The organism is Bacillus sp. EAC (assembly GCF_002156875.1).
GTDB lineage: Bacteria > Bacillota > Bacilli > Bacillales > Bacillaceae_G > Gottfriedia.
Window position 1 is genome coordinate 110,758 of the sequence record NZ_NCSY01000004.1, and the last position, 23,353, is coordinate 134,110.

General features: G+C 31.6%; 23 protein-coding genes. 18 read left to right on the top strand and 5 right to left on the bottom strand.

The annotated features are described in order from the left end of the window. Positions 1 to 150: 150 nt before the first annotated feature. Positions 151 to 735 carry a DNA-3-methyladenine glycosylase gene (locus B7R65_RS08005; RefSeq protein WP_088042246.1) on the bottom strand — a complete coding sequence of 195 codons (585 nt, stop codon included), beginning with the start codon at positions 733 to 735 and terminating at the stop codon, positions 151 to 153. A gap of 401 nt (positions 736 to 1,136) precedes the next feature. Between B7R65_RS08005 and B7R65_RS08010 the strand changes: the two genes are divergently transcribed. The 11 genes from B7R65_RS08010 (at position 1,137) to B7R65_RS08060 (ending at position 11,412) form a co-directional block, all read left to right on the top strand. Beyond that, positions 1,137 to 2,159: a Bug family tripartite tricarboxylate transporter substrate binding protein gene (locus tag B7R65_RS08010; protein ID WP_088042247.1), complete on the top strand. Its 1,023-nt coding sequence runs from the start codon at positions 1,137 to 1,139 to the stop codon at positions 2,157 to 2,159. Positions 2,160 to 2,226: 67 nt separating this feature from the next. Next, the gene (locus tag B7R65_RS08015; RefSeq protein ID WP_088042248.1) at positions 2,227 to 2,679 is read left to right on the top strand and encodes a tripartite tricarboxylate transporter TctB family protein; all 453 of its coding nucleotides are present in this window, start codon (positions 2,227 to 2,229) and stop codon (positions 2,677 to 2,679) included. 24 nt (positions 2,680 to 2,703) lie between these two features. Next, the gene (locus B7R65_RS08020) at positions 2,704 to 4,230 is read left to right on the top strand and encodes a tripartite tricarboxylate transporter permease (protein ID WP_088042249.1); all 1,527 of its coding nucleotides are present in this window, start codon (positions 2,704 to 2,706) and stop codon (positions 4,228 to 4,230) included. A 67-nt stretch (positions 4,231 to 4,297) separates the two neighbouring features. Beyond that, positions 4,298 to 5,932: an ATP-binding protein gene (locus B7R65_RS08025; RefSeq protein WP_088042250.1), complete on the top strand. Its 1,635-nt coding sequence runs from the start codon at positions 4,298 to 4,300 to the stop codon at positions 5,930 to 5,932. Next, on the top strand, positions 5,898 to 6,605 hold the full coding sequence (locus B7R65_RS08030; protein WP_088042251.1) for a response regulator: 708 nt from the start codon (positions 5,898 to 5,900) through the stop codon (positions 6,603 to 6,605). The genes B7R65_RS08025 and B7R65_RS08030 overlap by 35 nt, the downstream gene beginning before the upstream one ends. 237 nt (positions 6,606 to 6,842) lie before the next feature. Next, positions 6,843 to 7,367, top strand: coding sequence for a GNAT family N-acetyltransferase (locus B7R65_RS08035; RefSeq protein WP_088042252.1), 525 nt, complete (start codon positions 6,843 to 6,845; stop codon positions 7,365 to 7,367). A gap of 172 nt (positions 7,368 to 7,539) precedes the next feature. Continuing rightward, positions 7,540 to 8,223, top strand: coding sequence for a response regulator transcription factor (locus B7R65_RS08040; RefSeq protein ID WP_088042253.1), 684 nt, complete (start codon positions 7,540 to 7,542; stop codon positions 8,221 to 8,223). Beyond that, positions 8,224 to 9,726 (top strand): sensor histidine kinase, encoded by a 1,503-nt coding sequence (locus B7R65_RS08045; RefSeq protein ID WP_088042254.1) that lies wholly within the window; start codon positions 8,224 to 8,226, stop codon positions 9,724 to 9,726. An 80-nt stretch (positions 9,727 to 9,806) separates the two neighbouring features. Further along, positions 9,807 to 10,052: a membrane lipoprotein lipid attachment site-containing protein gene (locus tag B7R65_RS08050; RefSeq protein WP_088042255.1), complete on the top strand. Its 246-nt coding sequence runs from the start codon at positions 9,807 to 9,809 to the stop codon at positions 10,050 to 10,052. Between the two features lie 18 nt (positions 10,053 to 10,070). Beyond that, the gene (locus B7R65_RS08055; RefSeq protein WP_088042256.1) at positions 10,071 to 10,565 is read left to right on the top strand and encodes a hypothetical protein; all 495 of its coding nucleotides are present in this window, start codon (positions 10,071 to 10,073) and stop codon (positions 10,563 to 10,565) included. Positions 10,566 to 10,890: 325 nt separating this feature from the next. Next, complete coding sequence (locus B7R65_RS08060; protein ID WP_088042257.1) at positions 10,891 to 11,412, top strand: hypothetical protein; 522 nt, start codon at positions 10,891 to 10,893, stop codon at positions 11,410 to 11,412. 89 nt (positions 11,413 to 11,501) lie between these two features. Here the strand turns inward: B7R65_RS08060 and B7R65_RS08065 are convergent, their stop codons facing one another. Beyond that, entirely contained in the window at positions 11,502 to 12,455 is a 954-nt protein-coding gene (locus B7R65_RS08065; RefSeq protein WP_088042258.1) for an ABC transporter substrate-binding protein, read from the bottom strand. Between the two features lie 169 nt (positions 12,456 to 12,624). On the opposite strand from B7R65_RS08065, the gene B7R65_RS08070 reads away from it, so the two are divergent. The 5 genes from B7R65_RS08070 to B7R65_RS08090 are packed head-to-tail and all read left to right on the top strand — an operon-like array spanning position 12,625 to position 17,047. Continuing rightward, entirely contained in the window at positions 12,625 to 13,626 is a 1,002-nt protein-coding gene (locus B7R65_RS08070) for a FecCD family ABC transporter permease (RefSeq protein WP_088042259.1), read from the top strand. After that, entirely contained in the window at positions 13,623 to 14,675 is a 1,053-nt protein-coding gene (locus tag B7R65_RS08075) for a FecCD family ABC transporter permease (RefSeq protein ID WP_142288219.1), read from the top strand. The genes B7R65_RS08070 and B7R65_RS08075 overlap by 4 nt, the downstream gene beginning before the upstream one ends. A 10-nt stretch (positions 14,676 to 14,685) precedes the next feature. Further along, entirely contained in the window at positions 14,686 to 15,480 is a 795-nt protein-coding gene (locus B7R65_RS08080; RefSeq protein WP_088042671.1) for an ABC transporter ATP-binding protein, read from the top strand. A gap of 56 nt (positions 15,481 to 15,536) precedes the next feature. After that, complete coding sequence (locus B7R65_RS08085; protein ID WP_179194810.1) at positions 15,537 to 16,259, top strand: phosphate ABC transporter ATP-binding protein; 723 nt, start codon at positions 15,537 to 15,539, stop codon at positions 16,257 to 16,259. A gap of 14 nt (positions 16,260 to 16,273) precedes the next feature. Next, positions 16,274 to 17,047, top strand: coding sequence for an ABC transporter permease (locus B7R65_RS08090; protein WP_088042261.1), 774 nt, complete (start codon positions 16,274 to 16,276; stop codon positions 17,045 to 17,047). 275 nt (positions 17,048 to 17,322) lie between these two features. On the opposite strand, the gene B7R65_RS08095 is transcribed toward B7R65_RS08090, so the two are convergent. The 3 genes from B7R65_RS08095 to mprF form a co-directional block, all read right to left on the bottom strand. Continuing rightward, entirely contained in the window at positions 17,323 to 17,742 is a 420-nt protein-coding gene (locus tag B7R65_RS08095; RefSeq protein ID WP_088042262.1) for an organic hydroperoxide resistance protein, read from the bottom strand. A 23-nt stretch (positions 17,743 to 17,765) separates the two neighbouring features. Continuing rightward, positions 17,766 to 18,230, bottom strand: coding sequence for a MarR family transcriptional regulator (locus B7R65_RS08100; RefSeq protein WP_142288220.1), 465 nt, complete (start codon positions 18,228 to 18,230; stop codon positions 17,766 to 17,768). Positions 18,231 to 18,367: 137 nt separating this feature from the next. Beyond that, positions 18,368 to 20,890, bottom strand: a complete 2,523-nt coding sequence (gene mprF, locus B7R65_RS08105; protein ID WP_088042264.1) for a bifunctional lysylphosphatidylglycerol flippase/synthetase MprF — start codon at positions 20,888 to 20,890, stop codon at positions 18,368 to 18,370. 396 nt (positions 20,891 to 21,286) lie between these two features. Between mprF and B7R65_RS08110 the strand changes: the two genes are divergently transcribed. Next, complete coding sequence (locus B7R65_RS08110) at positions 21,287 to 21,970, top strand: response regulator transcription factor (RefSeq protein WP_088042265.1); 684 nt, start codon at positions 21,287 to 21,289, stop codon at positions 21,968 to 21,970. Further along, complete coding sequence (locus B7R65_RS08115; protein ID WP_088042266.1) at positions 21,967 to 23,322, top strand: HAMP domain-containing sensor histidine kinase; 1,356 nt, start codon at positions 21,967 to 21,969, stop codon at positions 23,320 to 23,322. Before B7R65_RS08110 ends, B7R65_RS08115 begins: the two co-directional genes overlap by 4 nt. The last annotated feature ends 31 nt before the right edge of the window (positions 23,323 to 23,353 follow it).

Here is a 23,353-nt window from a genome sequence, read left to right on the forward strand (position 1 = left end):
CCTACCTTTTTGACAACTTGCATGAGTCTCAGCTGTCCCACTACTCCCACGGGAGACTTCGCACCTTCCGATTCAATCAAGTTTTTTATCAAATGTATGATTTTAGAAAATAGCATTAAAAAAGAAGGCTCGATGTGGTTGGAGTCTTCTTTATTTTTTTGAAATAAATTGATTATCCGTAATCCAGAAACGCCAAGGATAGTCTTTTGCTTCACCGGTATTATCTATACCAATCCTTGGACCACTACTTATATTAGCAGGTTTAATCCCTTCAGTTATGTAAACGGGGGGTTGCCAAATGGGTCTACCATATGACTCCATAGTAATGTTTAACGCTTTTGTTAATTTACCTGGCCCATTCGTTAGATTTGAAACAGGTTGACTTTTTCTTAATTCGATCATTTTTTCAATTCCTTCGATTGGTTCGAGGGCTCGTATTAGGACTGCCTCAGGAGAATCAATTTCACCACTTACGATATTTATCAATGTATGTGTATGCATTTGATAGGTGTAAATTAAGCCAGGTTCATGAAACATGATTTCAGTTCGCTTCGTTCGGCGATTTTTAAAACTATGTGCAGCACGATCTCCTGGACCAATATAAGCTTCTGTTTCCGTTATAATTCCAGAAAGTATCCCCTCATTAGTCTCATGAACTAAATAACATCCAAGCAGATCTTGGGCAAGTAGTAATGTTGGTTTAGAAAAGAAGTTTTTATCGATTTTCGAATTCATATGAAATCCCTCTTAAATCTGTCGGTTTAAACTTATTAATAAACACTTTGTCGGATTAATAAGTTTTTTCAGAATGTAATTATAAAATTATACTAAATGTTAACTTAGTATTTTTTAATTAGCAACACTAGGTAGAGTATTAGTTATATTAGCGGAATTTGGAGATTTTAAACATCTTAAATGATGAAACAAAAAATATTTCTGCAGGTGCATTATGGATTTATAAATAATAAGAGAACGAAAGATTACGAGTTGATTTCAACTCGTATTTTTTGTGTGGTTTTTATGAACAAAATGATTTTAATGGGTCTTAAGTCTTTTACGTTCATAATCATATATTTCAGAATTTTTAAACTATAATTCAATTATTAGAAAGCGTTTACAAAAGAGGAGGAAGTAAAATGAAACTTAAAAAAACTAGTTTATTGGTAATGACTTCTGTGTTAGCCGTTAGTCTAGCTGCATGTACTAGCGGAAATAAAACAAACGGTAAAGATAATAAATCATCATATCCTGATAAAGCTATTTCGATCGTTGCACCATCTGGAGCGGGTGGTGGTTGGGATTTAACTGCTAGATCATTTGCAAAAATATTAAGTGAAATAAAACTTGTTGATCAACCGATGACAGTTGAGAATAAACCAGGTGGTGGCGGTACGGTATTTATGGCTGAGTACGCTACACAAGACAAAGCAAACAATGAGAAATTGTTCGTAAACTCTCCACCAATCATTATTAATAACTTGAAAAAAGAAGGTAATAGTCCATATGGCTATAAAAACTCTACACCTTTAGCACAATTAACAAAAGATTATGGTGCAATTGTTGTTAAAGCAGATTCAAAATATAACGACTTAAAATCACTTTTAGATGATATAAAGAAAAATCCTAAAGATATTACATTAGCTGGTGGTTCTGCACCAGGTTCAATGGATCATTTAATTGGTATTTTACCAGCTTACAAATATGGAATTGATCCTACTAAAATTAAATACGTTTCATATGATGGCGGATCAGAAGCCATTACTGCTTTATTAGGTAATAATGCTGATGTTATTTCAACAGACATTTCTAGTACGCTTGAGTTTGTAAAATCGGGCAAGGTAAAGGTTTTAGCAGTCACTTCACCTGAGCGATTACAAGGCGATATCCTTTCAAAATTTCCAACGGTTAAAGAACAAGGTATTGACGCAGAGTTCATTATTTGGCGTGGAATATTTGGTCCAGAAAAAATGTCTAAAGACGCATACGCTTATTGGGAAAAAACAGTTTCTGATTTAGTTAATACTGATGAGTGGAAATCTGAAGTAGAAAAACAAGGCTGGCAGCCAGAATATAAAAATGGCGAGGACTTTAAAAAATTCTTGGCCGAACAAGAAACACAAGTTCAAGACTTATTAGAAGCACTTGGTATGAAAAAATAATGTATTAAAGGAGGAGTAAATTACTCCTTCTTTTCTTTACTAAACTAAACATTAAGAGGTGAGACACATGAATAAAAGGTTTGATCGAATCGTAGCGATCATTTTTCTAATAACTGGAATTACGTTTATGATAGAAAGTCGGAATATCTCCTCCACAGCATATGGAAGTGTAGTTGGACCAAATGTTTTTCCTTTTATACTAGGCTGTATACTCTGTGTACTTAGCTGCCGATTATTTTACGAGACTTTTAAATATAAAGAAAAAGAGTCGGAGTCAATCCAATTTAACTATAAGCAGTTTTTTATTGTCTTAATTTCAACAATTCTTTATGCGTTATTGCTAGAAAAGATTGGCTTTATTATTAGTTCATTCTTGTTCCTTATTGTTTGCTTTCAAACGATGGAACGTGGAAATTGGATAAAATCAATTTCGATCTCTCTGGGCTACTCATTCATTATTTATTTTGTATTTGTCGATGTGTTAAAAGGTACATTACCTGGATGGTCAATTTGGTTTTAAGGAACGTGAAGGGAGAGTTTCTAGTTGAGTACAGTAAATTATTTAATACAGGGATTTGAAACTGCACTTACTTGGTACAATATATTATTTGCTTTTGCAGGGGTCTTAATTGGAACAGCAGTAGGGGTTTTACCTGGTATTGGACCGATGAGTGGTGTAGCACTTTTAATACCCGTTACAGCTTCAGTAACTAGCTTTTTAGGACCTGAACAAGCAGCAGGAAGTGCAATTATATTGCTAGCAGGTGTTTATTATGGTGCTATGTATGGTGGTTCAACAACATCAATTTTATTAAATACACCTGGAGAATCATCATCTGTTGTTACCACATTAGATGGATATCAAATGGCCAAAAAAGGTAGAGCTGGAAGTGCACTATCAATTTCAGCAATTGGTTCCTTTGTTGCCGGAATCTTTACATTAATTGCTTTAATCATTTTAGCTAAACCTTTATCAGCATTAGCAATCAAATTTGGACCCGCCGAATATTTTTCATTAATGCTTCTTGGATTATGTGCAGTTAGTGGATTAGCAGGAAAATCAGTAACAAAAGCTCTAATTATGACAATAATAGGTCTACTACTTGCCACAATTGGAATTGATTCGGTTTCCGGTGTTGCTCGTTTTACTTATGATATTCCTTGGTTATATCAAGGCCTAGAATTTTTAACAATTGCTGTAGGATTATTTGCACTAGGAGAAGTATTCAAGACAATCATTGAAAATGAAGTAGAAGATGGAGAAATGGCCAGTATCAATAACTTACTACCATCCAAAGAGGAATTGAAAGAAAGTGTAGCACCTATTGCAAGGGGATCAGTATTAGGTTTTTTTATAGGGCTTTTACCTGGAGCCGGCGCAATTTTAGCATCATTTTTTGCTTATATATTAGAAAAGAAAATTAGTAAAACGCCAGAAAAATTTGGAACAGGTGTGATTGCTGGGGTTGCATCTCCTGAATCGGCAAACAATGCAGCATCTGGTGGAGCGATGATTCCATTATTAACATTAGGAATTCCAAGTTCAGGGACAACTGCCATTTTAATGGGCGCATTAATGATGTATAACATTCAACCAGGGCCACTTTTATTTGATGAACATCCTGATGTTGCATGGGGACTCATTGCTAGTATGTTTATTGGAAATGTCATGCTCATTATTTTAAATATGCCTTTAGTAAAGGTTTTTGCAAAAATAATACAGACACCTAAGAAGTATTTATTACCATTAATCGTAGCAATTTCAATCTTCGGGGTATATGCGGTACAAGTATCAGTCAATGATTTATTCTTATTGATAGCATGTGGAGTATTTGGATACTTTTTATCAAAAAACGATTATCCAATTGCCCCTTTAGTACTTGGAATCGTATTAGGTCCGATGATTGAAAATAATTTAAGAAGAGCATTAACTGTATCAAATGGTGATTTCAGTATATTCGTTACTCACCCAATTTCATTAGGTTTTTTAATAGTTGGAGCGTTATGGATTATCATCCCAATCCTTATCAAATTAAAAGGAAAAAATGTAATTGTTAATATTGAAGCATAATTTTCTTGGAAAACTCCTTTAATAAAAGGAGTTTTTTGATTATTATAAAAATATAAGGAGAAATTTTATGCGCTTACATTATAAACTAATCATCTTTATTTCAATTCTTATCTTAATTATTAGTGGTGTTTTTGAATTAGTATCTCAAGAAATGTTACAAAGAAATCTTAAGCACGAAAAAGGATTAAAAGCTTTAGCAATCTCTGAAACAGTAGCAAATATGCCGGAAATTCGAAATGCATTTTCAAGTGGAAATCCTACTGTGATTATTCAGCCGATTGTAGAAAGTATCCGAAAAAATGTTGGAGCCGAATTTATTGTAGTAGGAAATAAAAATGAAATTCGTTATTCGCATCCAAATCCAAAAATGATTGGTGAGAAGATGGTTGGGGGGGATAATGAAAAAGTATTTAAGGGGAAAGAAATAATTTCTGAATCTACTGGTACATTAGGACCTTCGCTAAGAGGGAAATCTCCGATTATCGATAAGAATGGCGATGTAATTGGCGTTGTTTCTGTCGGCTATTTATTAAAAGATATTGAGGATGAAGCTAGTAAGTTTCATAAAAAATTATTGATTAATAGCTTGATCATTTTAGGAATAGGAATTGCTGCTGCTTTTCTAATCTCATTTAATATTAAAAAATCCATATTCGGGTTGGAACCTAAAGAAATAGGCAGAATGTATCAAGAAAAGCATGCTATTTTAGAATCAATTCATGAAGGGATTATCGCATTCGATGAGTATGGAGAAATTACAGTTGTTAATGAAAATGCTCATAAAGTACTTTCGATTCCAAATAATATTAAGCTTAGAGGTTTGAAAATTGAAGATATATTACATAATTCTCACTTGAAAAAAGTGGTTGAAACAGGAGAACCAATATACGATTTAGAATTTCTAATAAATGAAAAAGTAGTGATTATAAATTGCATTCCAATTGCCGGAGTAGACTCCACAATAGTAGGAGCGGTTACATCTTTTAGGGAAAAATCGGAATTGAATAAAATACTAAATGAATTGTCACAAATAAAAGCGTACTCAGAGGGGCTTCGAGCTCAGTCACATGAATACTCCAATAAATTACATACGATTTCGGGGTTAATTCAACTTGAGTCTTATCAAGAGGCAATTGAATTAATTTCAAAAGAGTCACATATAACTCAAAATATTATTCAATTTATTATGGAAGAGATTTCTGATCCAATTGTTGCAGGACTTTTACTTGGAAAGATTAGTCTAGCAAATGAGTTGAAAGTAGATTTTAATGTAGATTTTAATAGTAGCTTTGCAAACGTACCTAAAGAAATTAATCGAGAAGATTTAATTACGATTATTGGGAATCTATTAAATAATGCATTTGAAGCAGTAATTGAAACGAATAAACCTGAAAAGTTAGTTTCGCTATTTCTTACAGATTTAGGTAAAGATTTAATCATCGAGATTGAAGATAATGCGAATGGTATTCCTGATGAATTGATAGAAAACATTTTTCTATATGGTGTTACTACAAAAAAACAAAATAAAAATTCAGGTATTGGACTACACCTCGTTCAACGTTTACTCAATAAACTAGATGGTCAAATTACTTTTCATTCAAATGAACATGGAGGAACAACCTTTACAGTTGCCATTCCAAAACATCAAAAGGAGAGTAACAAAAGCTATGAAAACGAATTTAGTAGAAGTATTAATAGTTGAAGATGATAGTAGAATTGCTGAGATCCATCAACGTTTTATCGAAAGAATAGATGGATTTAGTGTAATTGGAATAGCTACCAATTACCAAGAAGCTGTAGATCTATTTGAAATAGTTAAACCACAATTAGTTATATTAGATGTATATTTTCCAGATATGAACGGCTTAGATTTTTTAAAGTGGATAAAAGAAAATTCAATCATGGCAGATGTCATTATGATTACCGCGTCAAAGGAAATTGATTCAGTTAATCAAGCTATAAATTATGGGGTATTTGATTTTATTATTAAACCTGTAATTTTTGACAGATTTAAAAAGTCATTAATTCGATATGCAAACTATTCAAAGAAAATTAAAAGCCTACAGTCAAAAAGTGTATACATAACTCAAACTGATATTGATGGTTTAATCGGAAAAAACATCACTATGATGGAAGAGCCAAGTCAGTACCCTAAAGGAATAGATAAATTGACATTAGAAAAAGTTTTAATTTCGATTAAAGAGGAAAAAAATGGAATGACTGCTGAGCATGTAAGTCATGAAATTGGTGTCAGCCGAACAACTGCAAGAAGATATTTAGAGTATTTAGTTTCGGAAGGAAAAGTAGTAGCAGATTTAGCATATGGAACCATTGGTAGACCTGAGAGAGTTTATTTAATAAATAGTGGATCTTAACAGAGATTTTATGGATTTCCTATAACAAAAGAGTATGACAAACCTAACAATTCTGTAACAGCCGGAGTATGGAATTGTTTTTTTATTGGATAGAAAGTATTGATATATAAGCGTTTTTGTACGATTTTTACAAATAGATGACAGTGGTTTCGCACTATTTCGATAACATTGAAAGCGTTGAAATCCTTTCTCCGATTAGTTAGAATGAACAGTGCAACAATTACGGAGGAGATAGAAATGAAAATACGCTTATTAACTAAGGAAGATGCAGAAATCTATCTTAAGTTTCGTCTAGAAGGTTTAAAAGAAAATCCAGAAGTTTTTAGTACCACAATGGATGATATACTTGAACAAGATGACCCTATTGAATACAAAGCAGAAATTTTAGATAAAGATAAAAATTACACATTTGGTGCATTTTCCGATCAAGGTGAGTTAATTGGAATTGCAACGTTGAAAACTTTCGAAAAAGTAAAATCAGAACATAAAGGAATCATAGAGTCTGTATATGTTTCTACAACTGCTCGTAGAATTGGGGCAGGTTATAAACTAATTGAAGAAGTCATTCATTTGGGAAAAAGCTTAGGCCTTGAACAAATGATATTGAATGTTGTAGAGGGAAATAATTCCGCAAAAAAGTTATACGAAAAAATAGGATTTAAAACATTTGCGAAAACACCTAATAGTTTAAAATTCAACGATAAATATTGGGATCAAGAACATATGATGTTAGTTCTATCAAATGAAATTGTACAAATATAATGAACAACTAAATTAACGGGGACAGATAGATTGGTATCTGTCTTTTTTATTTTAGTTTTGAAAGAATGAGTGCGGAAATTATTGTAAATTATTGAATTTTCTTTCATTTAGTAAACAGTCAATCTATAATTATTAATAGATAATTATAAAGCTTTATTGGGGGAAATACACGGTGGCTAAAATATTACTCTGTGATGATGAACAGCGTATTCGAAGAGTACTTGTAGATTTTTTAAAGAGGGAGTCATTTGAAGTATTAGAAGCAGAAGATGGAGAAGAAGCACTTAATTTATTTAATACATATAAAGATGAATTTAAATTAATACTTTTGGATGTAATGATGCCTAAAATAGATGGTTGGGAAGTATGTAAAGAAATTAGAAAACAATCGAGTATACCAATTATCATGATAACAGCAAAAAGCGAAGAATATGATGAGTTATATGGTTTTCAGGTCGGAGCGGATGAGTACATTACTAAGCCTGTAAAGCCACTTATCTTAATAGCACGAATGAAAGCATTGTTAAAAAGAGTAGAATCAGACGTAAGTAGAACGAATCATACGATTTACAAAGCAAAAGATATTGAAATTGATTTTAGTGCGAGAAAGTTATTTATAGAAGGTAAACCAGTTGTGCTAACTCAAAAGGAATTTGATTTATTATTTTATTTTATAAAAAACCAGAAATTAGCATTAGAGAGGGAGCAAATTTTATCAGCTGTTTGGGGTTATGAATATTATGGAGAAGATCGAACTTTAGATACTCATATTAATAGACTACGAGTTAAATTAGGTACATGCTCTTCTTATATCCATACAGTTCGTGGAGTCGGGTATCGATTTGAGGTAATATAAATGAAATCAATACGCTCAAAGCTGTTGCTTACATTTATATTATTAATTATTAGTTTAGTTAGTATCGGTCTACTTATTAATCTATTCTTTTTAGAAACCTTTTATATTCACCAAAAGACGATTACGATAAAGAATAGTAGTCAAAAAGTACAAGAGTTATATCAACAATATGATAAAGACAATCTCATTTCATATGTGGATAATTTAGAAAAATCTCATGGGTTTTCTATTGAAATTGTATCTAATAATGGATTAACACTATATAGTACATTAAAAGGAGATAGTAAGCTAAAGCTAAGTTTGCTAGATAAAGAGCAGATAAAAAATGCAAAACCAAATGTATCTGAAAATGGGATGAGCCGATTAAAACATGCCTTAAAAAATCAAAGTTTTTATGTAACAAAAACGAACTTAAAAAGTATTGATTTAGAATTTCTCTTAGTCGGCAGTAAACTAGATCGAAATAAAATTCTAATAATCAGAACACCGATTACTGCGATCAATGAGAGTGTAGCGATTTATAATTACTTTCTGATATACATAGGTTTAGCGCTTTTGTGTGTCGGTACTGTTATTGGACTAATTTTTGCAAGATCATTTACGAATCCAATATTAGAAATAAATAAGATGGCTAAAGAGATGACAAGTTTATCTTTTACAAGAAAATGGAAACAAAGTAGACGAGACGAACTAGGTCAATTAGGTTATTCAATGAATGAATTAAGTAGAATACTATCTAATTTTATTGAAAAGCTTAATATCAAAAATATAAATTTATCAAATGAGCTTGAGGAAAAAGTGCAATTTGAAAAAAAGAGGCGTACATTTATATCCAATGTTTCTCATGAGTTAAAAACACCAATAACAATCATTCAAAGTTATACAGAAGGATTACAGGTAGGAATTTATCAAACAGAGGAAGAGAAGCAGGAGTATTTAGATATTATTATGGATGAAGCAAATAAAATGGAAAAAATGGTCTTCGATTTACTTAATCTTTCAAAATTACAAAATAGTAAAGTAGAAGTTTATTTAGAGGAAGTTAATTTAAATAAATTAGTAAATGAAATAATAAGACTATATACTCCACAATTTAATGACAATCAAATCAATTTTCAATTTGTAGAAAACTCAAATGATGCAGCAACGGTCGATACAGATCGGTTAAAAGTTACACACATCATTAATAATTACATTAATAATGCTTTAACTCATGTAAATGGTGAGAGGCAAATTCAGATTACAATTTCAGAGAATGTAGTTGAATACAAAGTATCTGTCTATAATAGTGGAAAACGCATACGAGAAAACGAGATTGATGTGATTTGGGAAAGTTTTTATAGATCAGATACAGCTAGAAATAGAGAAAAAGGAAATGTAGGATTAGGTTTAAGTATTGTCAAAGAATTATCTATCATGATAAATGCTAAAATTGGCGTACAGAACGAGAATGATGGAGTAACGTTTTGGCTTGTATTACCAAAACATAAAAATAAGATGTAATTACTGACTTGAAGTTACAGGATGATTAATACATAAGTGAAGTCCGTAAAAATATGGGTAAGAAACTACGGAGGAACGAAATGAAAAAGTTTATTATTCCATTAATTTTGCTCTTTGTACTAAGTGGATGTTCAATTCATAAAAATTTTGAACAAAAGTCTCCAGGTACTTCAAAACATTCAACAACAGAGGAGAATAAACAAACAGTAGATAAGAAAGGTTCAGAACAAGCGACATTTGAAGAGCAACTAGGTGAAATGCTTGAGGAGATTGATAATTTAGATTTTGAAAACGATGATGATGGATTTCCAAGTGAACTAAAATAATGTTCGAGGTGAAATGATATGCGCAAGTTAATGAATTGTTTAATTCTATTTATATCTATGTGGTGCATACTGTTTATTTCATCACCAGGTGAAGCTGCGACAGTTACTGGTAGTGAAAGCAATATAAATATCGCTAAAAAACTGAAAAATTTACAGTCAGAAGTGAAGAGCTTAAATAAAGAAAAAGAAAACTTAAACGATCAAATAGATATATTATATCCAAAGAAAAAGAAGAAACTAGTAACTCAACTGAAGGATTTAGAGACGAGCGATAGTCTGAATAAGCAATCCAAATTAAATAAGATCCAAAAAGAAATAGATATATACAAAGAAGCTATTACTAAAAATAATAATCTAAAAGCTGCTCGGAAAAAGCTTTGGGAAAAATATAAAAAGCAAAAAGCTAATGACAACCTACATGGTGCATATAAAACATTAAAGCTCATAAGACAAAATTTAATTGAAACAATTGAAAACAATAAAGCATTTTTGGAAAAATTATCTTCTAAATAAACCATAGTTAACAAGAAATATAGATTGGTGTTACTTAAATGTGACATAAGTACAGTAAGATTGTTTATAGAATAAGAAAAAAGTAGCATACGAAAAGAGTTAACCATCAAATTGATCAACTAACTAATAAAGACTAACGATGAATTTGTTATTTCTTTTCTTATTTTCCTTTCAAATGGATCGTGTTCGACGTATATCTTTTTTACTTTTATCGCATTAACAACAGTAAGTGCTGTATTGTTTTTCAACAAGAACTTCATCTTGAAGTTTTAAAAGAGAACTGCCATTTGAGAGAGACGTTTTTAAACAATCTGGAGGTTTTAAGATGAAAAAAAGAGTAATCATTCCTTTTATTTTTGCTATGTCATTAGGTGTTTCGTCTGTACATGCAGATGAAATTAAACCATCAAGTTCAGTAAAAGTAGAAACACAAGCTAAGGTTAAAAAACCGCAACAATTAAAGGATCTTCAGACTCAAATTAAATCATTGAGAGCACAAAAAGCCCAATTAAATACTCAAATTAGTTCGGCTTATAAGCAAAAATTAAATTCATTTCAACAAGAATTAAAAACAATTCATTCTACAAAAGGAAAAAGTAAGGAAGAAAAGAAGATCGCGTTAACTGAATTAAAAGCTAAACTTACAACTGTGAAGAACGATCACAAAGCTTACTCAGTTGCTGTTAAAAAGCTTTGGGAGGATCGTAAAAGTAAATGGGAAACATTCAGAGGTCAAATGAAAAATAAAGACTATGATGTGGCTATTACTGAATTACAATCTATTCAAGAGAATTTAAAACAAGCAATTGAATTAAAACAACAGTACTTAACAAAGCTTTCAAACTAACTATCGCCCCCATTCTTTTTTAAATAAATAAAATAGGTTTACCTTGATTGTCAAAACTGACATAAAGGTAAACCTATTTTTATTGTATGTTATTTTGAGAAAATCTCTTCAATCTCATCTAACATTATGTAAGCAGCTTTGATCCCACCAGCTGTGTTCCATATAGTATCACTAACTTTATATACATGACCGTTTTTAGATGCATTTAATTTTTTAAATAATGGATCTTCTGTAAATTCTTTTTCATTTTGTGAACCAGATTCTTTACCGTCATCGAATGTAAAGTAGAATAGGTAATCACCATCCATTGCTGGAATTCTTTCTTTTGTTAAACCTTTTTCTGCAAAGTCGTTAACATTTTGTGATTCTGGACGCTTGAATCCTAATTGTTTAAAAATAACACCTGAAAAAGTATCTAAGTGATAAATTCGAACATCAGCTCCCATAAAACGTACCATTGAAACTTCTTGATTTACTTTATCACCTAATGAAGCCTTCACTTCATCAACTCGTTTTGAATAGTCAGCTAAAACTTTATTTCCTTGTTCTTCTTTATTTAAAACCTTTGCATAAAATTTGAAGTTCTCCTGCCAGTCTCCACGTAGAGTTTCTGCATATACAGTCGGGGCAATCGCACTTAATTGCTCATAAACTTTTTCTTGTCGCATCTTATTACCTATAATAAGGTCGGGCTTTAATCCTGCGATTGTTTCAAGACTTACTTCACTTTCTAATCCAACAGATTTAACACCTTTCATATCTTTAGAAATATGATCATACCAAGGGTTGCCAGTCCAAGATTGAACAGCACCAACCGGTTTAACACCTAAAGCCAATAGTGCTTCAGTACCTTCGTTTGTTAAGATTACTACTCTCTTTGGATTTGAAGGAACTTTAGTTGTTCCCATTGCATGCTCGATTGTAATTGTATTCGATTTATTACTTTCCTTGCCAGATGTTTCCTTTTTTGATCCACATGCACCTAATACCATTACTACTGCGATTAAAAGAGTAATAAGTGAAGAAAATTTTAATTTTTTCATAAGTTTGTCCCCTTTTCTAGTTGATAATCATTTTCATTGTAATCAATAAGTCGTATTATAGAGTAGTAGATTACAAGATGTCAACAATATATTGAAAATGGTTCTCATTGACTTGATAATATTTATCATTTAGACTTAATGAATAGAATAGATATATAGGAGATAGAAAATGCTTATTCATCGTAGATCAAGGATTGTCTTGTTAGTAGCCTGTATTTTAATATTAATAGCCAGTTTTTTTTCTAGTATATTACTAGGTTATACTGATACTAGTTTTAAAAATTTAATACATTCCTTTACGCAGTTTAATGGGTCAAATGAACAATTAGTTATTCAAAATGTTCGTTTTCCAAGGGCAATAATCGCTTCAGTAGTGGGTGCGAGTCTTGCGATTGCTGGTTTATTTATGCAAGTTTTAACTAAAAATCCATTAGCGTCACCGAGTGTACTAGGGATTAATGCTGGAGCATCCATGTTAATCGTATTAAGTATTACATTTTTTAATTTGCATTCGGTAACAGCCACGATTTGGCTAGCTTTTTTAGGCGCAGCATTATCATCATTATTCGTTTTTGGTTTGAGCTCTTTAGGTAAGGATGGAGCTACTCCTTTAAAAATAACTTTAGCAGGTGTCTCGATAGCAGCGATGTTTAGTTCTATTACACAAGGTCTTCTTGTAACAAATGAAGTTGCATTAGAACAAGTCCTTTTCTGGTTAGCTGGCTCGGTACAAGGCCGATCTCTTGATTCTTTAGTAATGGTTTTACCTTATATCGTTTTTGCTTGGGTGATTTCTCTTGCATTAGGAGGTAAAATTAATACATTTATGCTAGGTGAGGATTTATCAAAAGCATTAGGTCAAAACACAGCATTACTAAAAGGAATCTTAGTATTCCTAGTTATCGTATTGGCCGGAGGTGCAGTCAGTGTAGCTGGTCCAATCGGGTTAGTTGGTATTATCGTACCTCAAATTGTTAGAGTTTTTGTAAAAAACGATTACCGATGGATGATTCCATTATGCGGATTATTCGGAGCAATTTTACTTCTATTAGCTGATATTGGTGCTCGTTATTTAATCATGCCAGAAGAAACGCCTGTTGGTATTATGACAGCGGTGATTGGCGCACCATTCTTTATTTATTTAGCGAGAAAAGGCGGTACGGTAAAATGAACATGTTCAAAATACGTAACAAATTTTTCTCATTACTTTTACATAAACGTTCTATGTTCGTTTTATTAATCACTTTGATGCTGATGTTTGGTTCATTTTTAGTTAGTTTAACATTAGGTGATCGATATATCTCTATTCCACATGTATTATCAGTCATAATTGGAGAAGGATCACAAATAGATAAATTATTTATTGAAGCTTTTAGGATGCCAAGGATAATTGTTGCTATGATAGCAGGGTTATCACTAGCAATTGCTGGTTCAATTCTTCAAGGATTAGTAAGAAACCCTCTTGCTTCACCTGATATTTTAGGATTATCTGGAGGTGCTGGAGCAGCTGTTGTCCTATTTTTAGCAATTTTTAGTGATGATCGGACGAATTCTTTAACAGTTAGTATTAAATGGTTACCTTTAGCAGCATTTTTAGGTGCAATCATTAGTTTACTATTTGTTTACGCATTTGCGTATAAGGACGGAGAATTGAAACCATTACGATTAGTTTTAGTTGGTGTTGGATTTTCTGCACTTGCCCAAGCTACAACATCATTCTTTATGTTAATTGGACCTATATTTAGAGCAACTGAAGCAAATATGTGGTTAACAGGTAGTGTATATGGAGCAAATTGGGAACAAGTAAAAATTATTCTTTTTTGGACAATATTATTTACAGGATTAGCTCTATTATTTATAAGACATTTAAATACGCAACAGCTGGGAGATGATGTCTCTACAAGTTTAGGTGTAAAGGTTGAAAAAAATAGAATGATTTTGTTATTTATTAGTACGGCATTAGTTGCAGGTGCCGTTTCATTTGCAGGAGCTCTTGGTTTTGTTGGATTAATTGCACCGCATATTGCTAGAAAAATAGTAGGTGCTTCATATGGCGCATTGATACCTGTATCAGGTGCAATTGGAGCGATAATGGTATTGGTAGCAGATACAATTGGAAGAACAGTGTTTCTACCAGTCCAGATCCCTGCAGGAGTATTTACAGCAGTAATTGGCGCACCATATTTTATATTTTTATTATTTAAAACGGGAAAAAGGTGATTCGATGTCAATAAATGCAATTAAAACGGATAAATTAACGTTATCGTATGATGATAAAACGATTATCAATGAATTGGACTTTAATGTTCCTAAAGGAAAGATTACAGTATTGATTGGGGCAAATGGTTGTGGTAAATCTACACTACTTCGATCACTTGCACGATTACTACAACCAAAAAGTGGTACTATTTTATTAGATGGTAAAGAAATTAGTAAACGTCCTACAAAAGAAATTGCACGTAATCTATCAATCTTACCTCAAAGCCCAATTGCACCTGAAGGATTAACCGTTTTTCAATTAGTAAAACAGGGTAGATATCCGTATCAAACTTGGTTAAAACAATGGTCGAAAGAAGATGAAGAGAAAGTAAATCATGCATTGGAAATGACAAATATGTATGAGTTAAAGGATCAACTAGTCGACTCACTTTCTGGAGGTCAACGTCAACGTGCTTGGATTGCTATGACTTTAGCACAAGATACAGATACGATATTATTAGATGAGCCGACAACTTATCTTGATTTAACTCATCAGATTGAAATTTTAGATTTACTTTATGAATTAAATGAAAGAGAACAACGTACAATTGTTATGGTACTTCATGATATTAATTTAGCGTGTCGTTATGCACATAATATAGTAGCGATTTCGAATGGTGAAGTATATGCTGAAGGTGACCCGGAAGAAATCATTAATCAAGATCTTATATGCGACGTGTTTTGCATGAATTGTGATATTGTAAAAGATCCATTGTTTGGTACACCACTATGTATCCCACATGGGCGAGGCCGAAAAATAATATAATTGTTAAGGTGTCCTTATCTTTAGGACACCTTTCATTTAGTAAGGAGAGGTTGACTATGACTCTTTCAATACAAAATATAAGTGTAGAGATCCATGGTGAGAAAATACTGAAGGAAATAACGTTTAATACAAATGAAAGTGAAATATTTTGTTTAATTGGTACATCTGGAGCTGGGAAAACTACTTTACTCCGCACCTTTAATCGACTTCAAGCCATTAGCCATGGTGAGATTAATTTAAATGGACAGTCGATCCACTCCATGACTCCTCAAAATCTACGTAAAAATGCTGTAATGATTTTACAAACCCCTTCGTTATTTGAAGGAAGCGTGCAAGATAATATATTATTTGGCATCAATTTATATAGCAATTATGAGAAAGAGGAAGCAAAACGTTTAGCAATAAAACTACTAAACAAAGTAGGTCTTGAAACAGACTTACTCGAGAGAAATGCAGCTTCACTGTCAGTTGGCCAGCAGCAAAGAGTATCAATTGCTAGATCAATCGCTATGAAACCAAGGATATTATTATGTGATGAAATTACTTCTGCATTAGACCCACAATCAACAGTACATATTCAAGAACTCCTTTTATCATTAAAAGAAGAAGAAAAAATGACCATCATTTTAGTTACACATAACATGGATTTGGTTCAACAAATTGCTGATCGAGTAGGGTTATTAATTAATGGGCAACTAGTGGAAGTAAATACTACTGAAGACTTTTTCAAAAATCCAAATACTGAAAGTGGTAAAAGTTTTCTCTCAACAATTGCATAAAAGTAGGTGAAACGATGGAAGGGAATTTACATTTCCAAGGTGTGTCTTTAACATTTTTATTAATTATAATTGCTATCGGTCTATCATATTATCAAAAACTGGGTGTTGAAAAAGAAATAGGAATATCATCAGTTCGTACAGTCATCCAATTAATGATAATGGGATATGTGCTAGATTATGTATTACGAATAGAGCATTTTTTTATCGTAGTCGTTATTCTTGTTTGTATGATCTTATTTGGTGCGTATACCTCAAGTAAAAGGTCTCAACAAATTGATGGAGTATTTCTTATTTCATTTATTAGTATTTTATTAGGTGTAGGAATCTCATTAGGAATTGTTTTAGTTGCAAATAGTATTTCATTAAAAGCTCAATACGTTATACCAATATCTAGTATGATCATTAGCACTGCAATGAATGCGAATAGTCTAGCTTTAACTAGACTTAGAGCTGAAATATTAGCTAACAAAAATCAAATAGAAGCGGCATTATGTTTAGGGGCAACAACAAAACAAGCTTCAAACAATGTCATAAAAAATTCGATAAAAGCAGCACTTATTCCATCAATAGATCGCGCTAAAACAGTTGGAATTGTTACACTACCTGGTTCTATGACTGGAATGATCTTTGCTGGAATCAGTCCATTATTTGCAATTAAATATCAACTATTAATCGAATGTATTTTAATTGGTTCGATTGCAATTAGTGTATTTGTCTCTACTTTATTATCTTATCGAAAATTCTTTACAAAAGATGATTCTTTAAAGTACGAATCACTTTATTCATAAAAATCCAAGTACATCATAAGCTTGATGTACTTGAATTTTTTGCTATTTTTGTAAACTTTGTTGCTATTGAAAAAAGTAATTCGTGGATTTCCACACCAGGATGCTCGCTTTTTAGTGGGGCGTGCGATGAGCCTCCTCGGCTAGCCTGCGGGGTCTCACCTGTCCTGCTACTCCCACAGGAGTCTCGCATATCCGTTCATCATCTTCTAAATTTACAGTTTGTATTAAAAACCTTTTTAGAAACAACAATCTTTTAGAAAAGAGCCTTTTATTTATTACGAAATTACTCTTAATTGAACATCCATATTTCCTCTTGTTACTTTAGAATATGGACATACACCATGTGCCGCTTTTACTAGTTCTACAGCCACTTCAGTAGGTACACCTTGCACTTTAACGTCAAGCTGAGCAGCTAATTTAAATCCACCATCTACTGGATCTTTTCCGATTGTAACATTTGCCGTTACGTTAGTAGACTCTAATTTAATTTTTTTCTGACGTGCAACTAAATTTAATGCACTGTCAAAGCAAGCAGAATAACCAGCTGCAAATAGTTGTTCTGGATTTGTTGCTCCTCCTGGTCCGCCTAATTCAACTGGTGGTTTTAGTGCTAAGTTAATAAAATCATCCGAAGAGATGACTCTTCCGTCACGTCCACCTGTTGCAGTTGCTGTAGCTGTATATAATTTTTTCATTTTAAATTTCCCCTTTTATTTTTTTATTTTTTATTTTCATTTGCAGTATGAATTTTCTGCAATAGTGATTTCGTTTGATTTAATAAGGACAAAAACTCATCATAAGTAGCATTACTTTCGGTAAAAAATTGTTCTGGAATGCAATAAGCTTCTGCTTTTAAATTTTTACCATCTTCAGTTAGTGAGATAAAAACTTTTCTTTCATCATTCGAATCACGTTTTCGAAAAATTAAACCAGTAGACTCCATACGTTTTAGCATAGGAGTAAGTGTACCGGAATCTAAAAATAGCTTATCACCTAACTCTTTAACTGATTGACTATCCTGCTCCCATAGTGAAAGTAAGACAAGATATTGTGGATATGTTAGCCCAAACTTCTCTAGTATAGGGCGATATAGCTTAGTGATTTCACGTGAACATGCATAAATTGAAAAGCATAATTGATTTTCAAGTAATAGTTTATTTTCTGTATTCAATTTTACCAACATCCTTTAATATTAATTGTGCACAATTTAATATGACACAATCATAATTTAAAATATATTTTTTTGCAAGTATGAAGTTTTTTTTATTTTTAACAAAAAAAGCCAACTAATGTGCAAATCACATAAATTGGCTCTTAAAATTAATCTTTTTTTGATTTTGAAATGAGTGTAGTTATTTGTAACATCGTTATTGGTAACGATGTTTTCTTATGATATGCGAGGAATTTAGGTCTCCACTTATTAACATATTTCTCTTTGAAGCTCCTTAATCCTTGGAAATGATATAAGAATTGGCCATATTCATAAATCTGGGCTGCAATTTTTTCGCTAGTAAAAGAATACTTTGATTGTCCAACATTTGCTAGCGGAGACATTCCTACATTAAAGTTTTTGTATCCTTTAATTTTCGACCATTCAATTAGATTAACAAACATGAAATCCATTGTTCCTTTTGGTGCACTCTTTTTTTGACGCATCAAATCAATAGAAATAGTATGTTCATTATAACTAGGCATGATCGATACAAATGCAATCATTTCATTTTGATTATTTTTAATAATAGCTACAGGTGCTAATTGAATGTAGTCCTCATAAAAATAGCCAAGCGAGAAACCTTTTTCTTTTCGTCCATTTAGCCATTCAGTAGACAAGTCTCTTAGGTCCTTAAAAAATTCGGAAGAAAATGGAGGTTCGATGATTTCAAATCTAAATTCTTCTCGTACAAATTTGTTATAAAGTGCCCGTAGTGATTTTTGACGTTTACCAGATAAACTAAATGATGAACTATCTGCAAATCCTTCTTCGCCTAATTTGAAAAAATCAAATCCATTCTCGTGTAAGTATGGTAATGAGTCTGAATGAACCTGATAAAAAACAAGTGTATAGCCAAAACGGTCTGCATAAATTAATAATTCTTCAATAGCAGGATGAATTCGTGATGCTTCACCAACTGGGTCACCTAAAATAACAAGCTTATCTGCATACGGCTGGAAAATAAATAATACTGTTTCATCTTGTGCCCAAAATAAATATTTATCATGTAAAAAAATTAAGTGAGAGAGCTCTGTACCACCGTATTTTAAAAGATGTTCTCTAATTTTTTCTTCTTCACTTTTTGTTTTAATAAAATTAAATTGTTTTACTTTAACTTTAAAAAATGCGATATAAAAGAAAAATAATGCTGCAGCAAATCCGAGAACCGCGCTAACGACAATGTCCCTTGAATTAGCTAAGATGTAAGGTAAATATTTAGCTGGGAATCGCAAATTTGTTGTAGGGAGATTGACATATGCAATCAATAAATAACTACCTAAAAAGAAAAATAGAATAAAATTATCAACAATAAGTTTTCCCCAGGTTAATACAAAACTTTCCCGATAGAATTGCTTTTTAGCAATAAATAATACAAAAGCTACTCCTAAAACGAATAACGCTTCTTCATAATCTAATCCCTTCGAATACGTTGTAATCGCACCGACAATTAACATGAAAAGTGTAATATACCATGCTCTTTTTACTTTATAGTCAATTCCCCTAGAAAGGCCGAGTAAAGTAAAACCTGCCGTAACTGACAATAAGTGAGAGATATTAATAATTGCTGATGACAATATGACTTTTAAAATACTGATTCTTAAAAGCATACTAGGAACAGCTGCAGAAACAAGTAATATAACTCCAGAAAGGAAGACAAGAATTGTAAGTGCTTTATGGCTTAGGTAAGTAGAAATTTGATTTGGTATGTTATTAAACGATTGATTTAAATGATTCCAAAGTAATTTAAGCGCCAATACTATTCCACATGCAAATGGGAAAAAGAAATAACTGAAACGATAAATTAGTAAAATTAGCAACGTTGTTTCCTTATCGATTCCGAAGTATGTAAACCCTAATAGAAATATGAAATCGAAAGAACCAAGGCCTCCTGGTATCATACTAATGATTGCAGCAACTGATGCTACTAAAAATACTGGTAAAACCTCAATCAGAGAAATATCAACATGTAAAAATAAACAGATAAAGTATATGAACAATAAGATAAATGTCCATTCAAATAATGAAATGATGACTAATGAAATCATAAATTTTGCTGAAAATTCTTCAGAGAAGAAATTACGTTTCATATAAACAACAACGAACATGATTGGGAAATAACAAATAGCAATAATGATTGCAATATACAAAGATTTATATTCATTTAAGAAAGATAAATCAAATATTCCAGTAAACAAAAATAAACTTAAAATTGATAATCCTGAAAGGAGGAAGATTGTTACACTACTAACGGCTTTTACAATTTCAGGTGCGGTACGATCTTTACGATAAAATAATGTTCTAATTGTCGTGCCAGCGACGCCACCAAGTCCGATTAAGTTCGAGGTAGTATTTGCCAACCAGGCTATAACAATTATTTTTTTAAAACTAAAATCTAATTTTAAAAGTCTAGTGAGAACGAAGTCATAAAGAAACATTGGTGAAACTGCTACAATTCCTAATGCGAAAATAGTAAAATACTCAAACATAGTCAGTGACTTCATATAATTAAAGAACATTCTAAAATCGAAGTTCAAAAGTACGTTTTTACCTACAAATATAAATGCGACAAGTAATATCGAAATAAAAAAAAGCTTAAACAAACCTACTTTACTTAACTGAATCTTATTCATGAGTCACTCCTGAAGTTTATAATCAAAAAGATTTTCATAGTAATGCACCTATTAATAGTATTCCATATTATTCCACTCTTTAACAAGAAGAATATAAACTTAGCTTATGAATTTTAGTATTGTGGTATTTTGGGATGAATTAATTTAATGAAATCTTATACATTAAGGCTATTTCCATCCTTATTTTTGTAATAACTTAGCAATTTTCAATGACAAGTAGGTTTAATGAAACCTTCATTATAATAAGAAAAAATAAGGATAGATTTCATTGAATAGTGTGCAGTTCAAAAAAGAGAATGGAATCCAATTTTGATTTCTTTATTCATATTTAGTTCATAATGAACTTATATAATTTGTTTATTAAAATATGTTAATGGAAATAAGTAGGTGGAAAGTTTGAATCATGTAAAAGTACTACTTGTCGATGATGATGCACATATAAGAGAGCTAATCTCAATTTTTTTAAGTGCTGAAGGTTATACAGTAATAGAGGCTGAAAACGGCGAAGAGGCATTGATATTGCTGGAAACAAATAATATACAAATAGCAGTCGTTGATGTCATGATGCCAGGAATAGATGGTTATGAATTTACAAGAGAATTAAAAAAATATTTTGATATACCAGTTCTAATGGTAACTGCAAAAGGTGAATCACAAGATAAATTAAAGGGATTTGATCTCGGAGTTGATGATTATGTAGTGAAGCCATTTGATCCATTAGAAATCGTTGCTCGGGTAAAAGCCCTTTTAAGAAGGTTTCAATTATTAACTGATAAAAATATTATAGTTGGAAATTTAACGATAAACCAAATAAAATATGAAATTTCTGTTAGTAATCAATCGATCATGCTACCTTTAAAAGAATTTGAACTACTATTTAAACTAGCAAGTCAAATTGGAAGGATTTTTACAAGAAACGATTTAATTGAACAGATTTGGGGACTTGATTACGAAGGCGATGAGCGAACTGTTGACGTTCATATTAAAAGAGTTCGTGAAAGATTGAGAGAATTAAAAGCCACTGTTGAAATTGTGACAGTCAGAGGGCTTGGTTATAAGCTTGAGGAAAACCGAATATGAAAAGCATTTATACAAAATTAGTACTTATTTTTATTTCTGTCATTTTATTAAGTTTAGTCTTTACTTTTTTTATTGCTTCAAAATATTTTATTAAAAATGTCATTACAGAAGTGGAGAATGATTTAAATGAAGTAGGGAGTAACTTTATTTCGCTTTATTTAAATAGTGACTCGAAGCAAACTGCAACTACACTTAACATTCTTAGTAAAAACTATAATATTACAATTTATGATGAATCAAATAAAGTTGTCATTAATAACAACGCACCGTTAAATTATAAAATTAAAGAAAAAAATGTGGCTACTGTATTAAGCGGGAAAAAATATCCTACGGATCTTAAAGATAAAAAATCAGATCAACAACATCATTATGTTGTGGGTTTACCATTTGAAAAAAATGGGGAGAAATACGCTTTATTTATTCAGCCAAATTTTGATAGAGGATTCTTTAAAATGCCTCGCATCTTATTTTTTAGTTTACTTATTACTTTGATAACTGGTTCAATTACATTTTTATTTGTAGCAAAATTGCTCGTAAAACCAGTAAAGGAATTAACTAGAGCGACAAAAGAATTAGCTACTGGAAATTACGATGTCCAAGTCAAAACGAAACGAAAGGATGAAATTGGATTCCTCGCAACTCACTTCAATTTAATGATTCATAAATTAAGTAAATTAGAAGAAATGCGAAGTGAATTCGTTTCAAATGTATCGCATGAGATACAGTCACCGTTAACGTCCATTAAAGGATTTACAAAGGTTTTAAGAAACAAAGAATTAAATGAGGAAAAAAGAGAGCACTATCTTACAATTATTGAGGCAGAAAGTGAAAGACTATCTATATTGAGTGAGAGACTACTTAAATTAGCATCACTTGATTCTGAACAACATCCATTCCAAATATCACTATATAAATTAGATGAACAAATTAGAAAAATAATATTAGCGTTAGAACCCCATTGGGAAAAAAAGAAGATTCAATTAGTGTTAAATTTACCTCAAACCGAAATCACTGCTGATCATTTATTACTCGAGCAGGTCTGGATTAATCTTCTACAAAACGCAATTAAGTATTCTGATCTAAATGGCATCATTAAAGTAGATATAATCGATCAATCTCAAGAGTTACAAGTCATTGTAAGTGATAATGGTGAGGGGATTAGTGAAGAAAATATAGATCGAATCTTTGAGCGATTTTATCAAGCAGATCGATCTAGAAATAAAAAAGGAACTGGATTAGGTTTATCTATCGTTCAAAAAATAGTAGAAATGCATAATGGTGAAGTTGTTGTTGAAAGTAAAGTGGGACAAGGTACTAGTTTTACTGTAAAGTTACCAAAAACTATATCGTAAACATGCTTGAGAAATTGAACAGAATAAGATG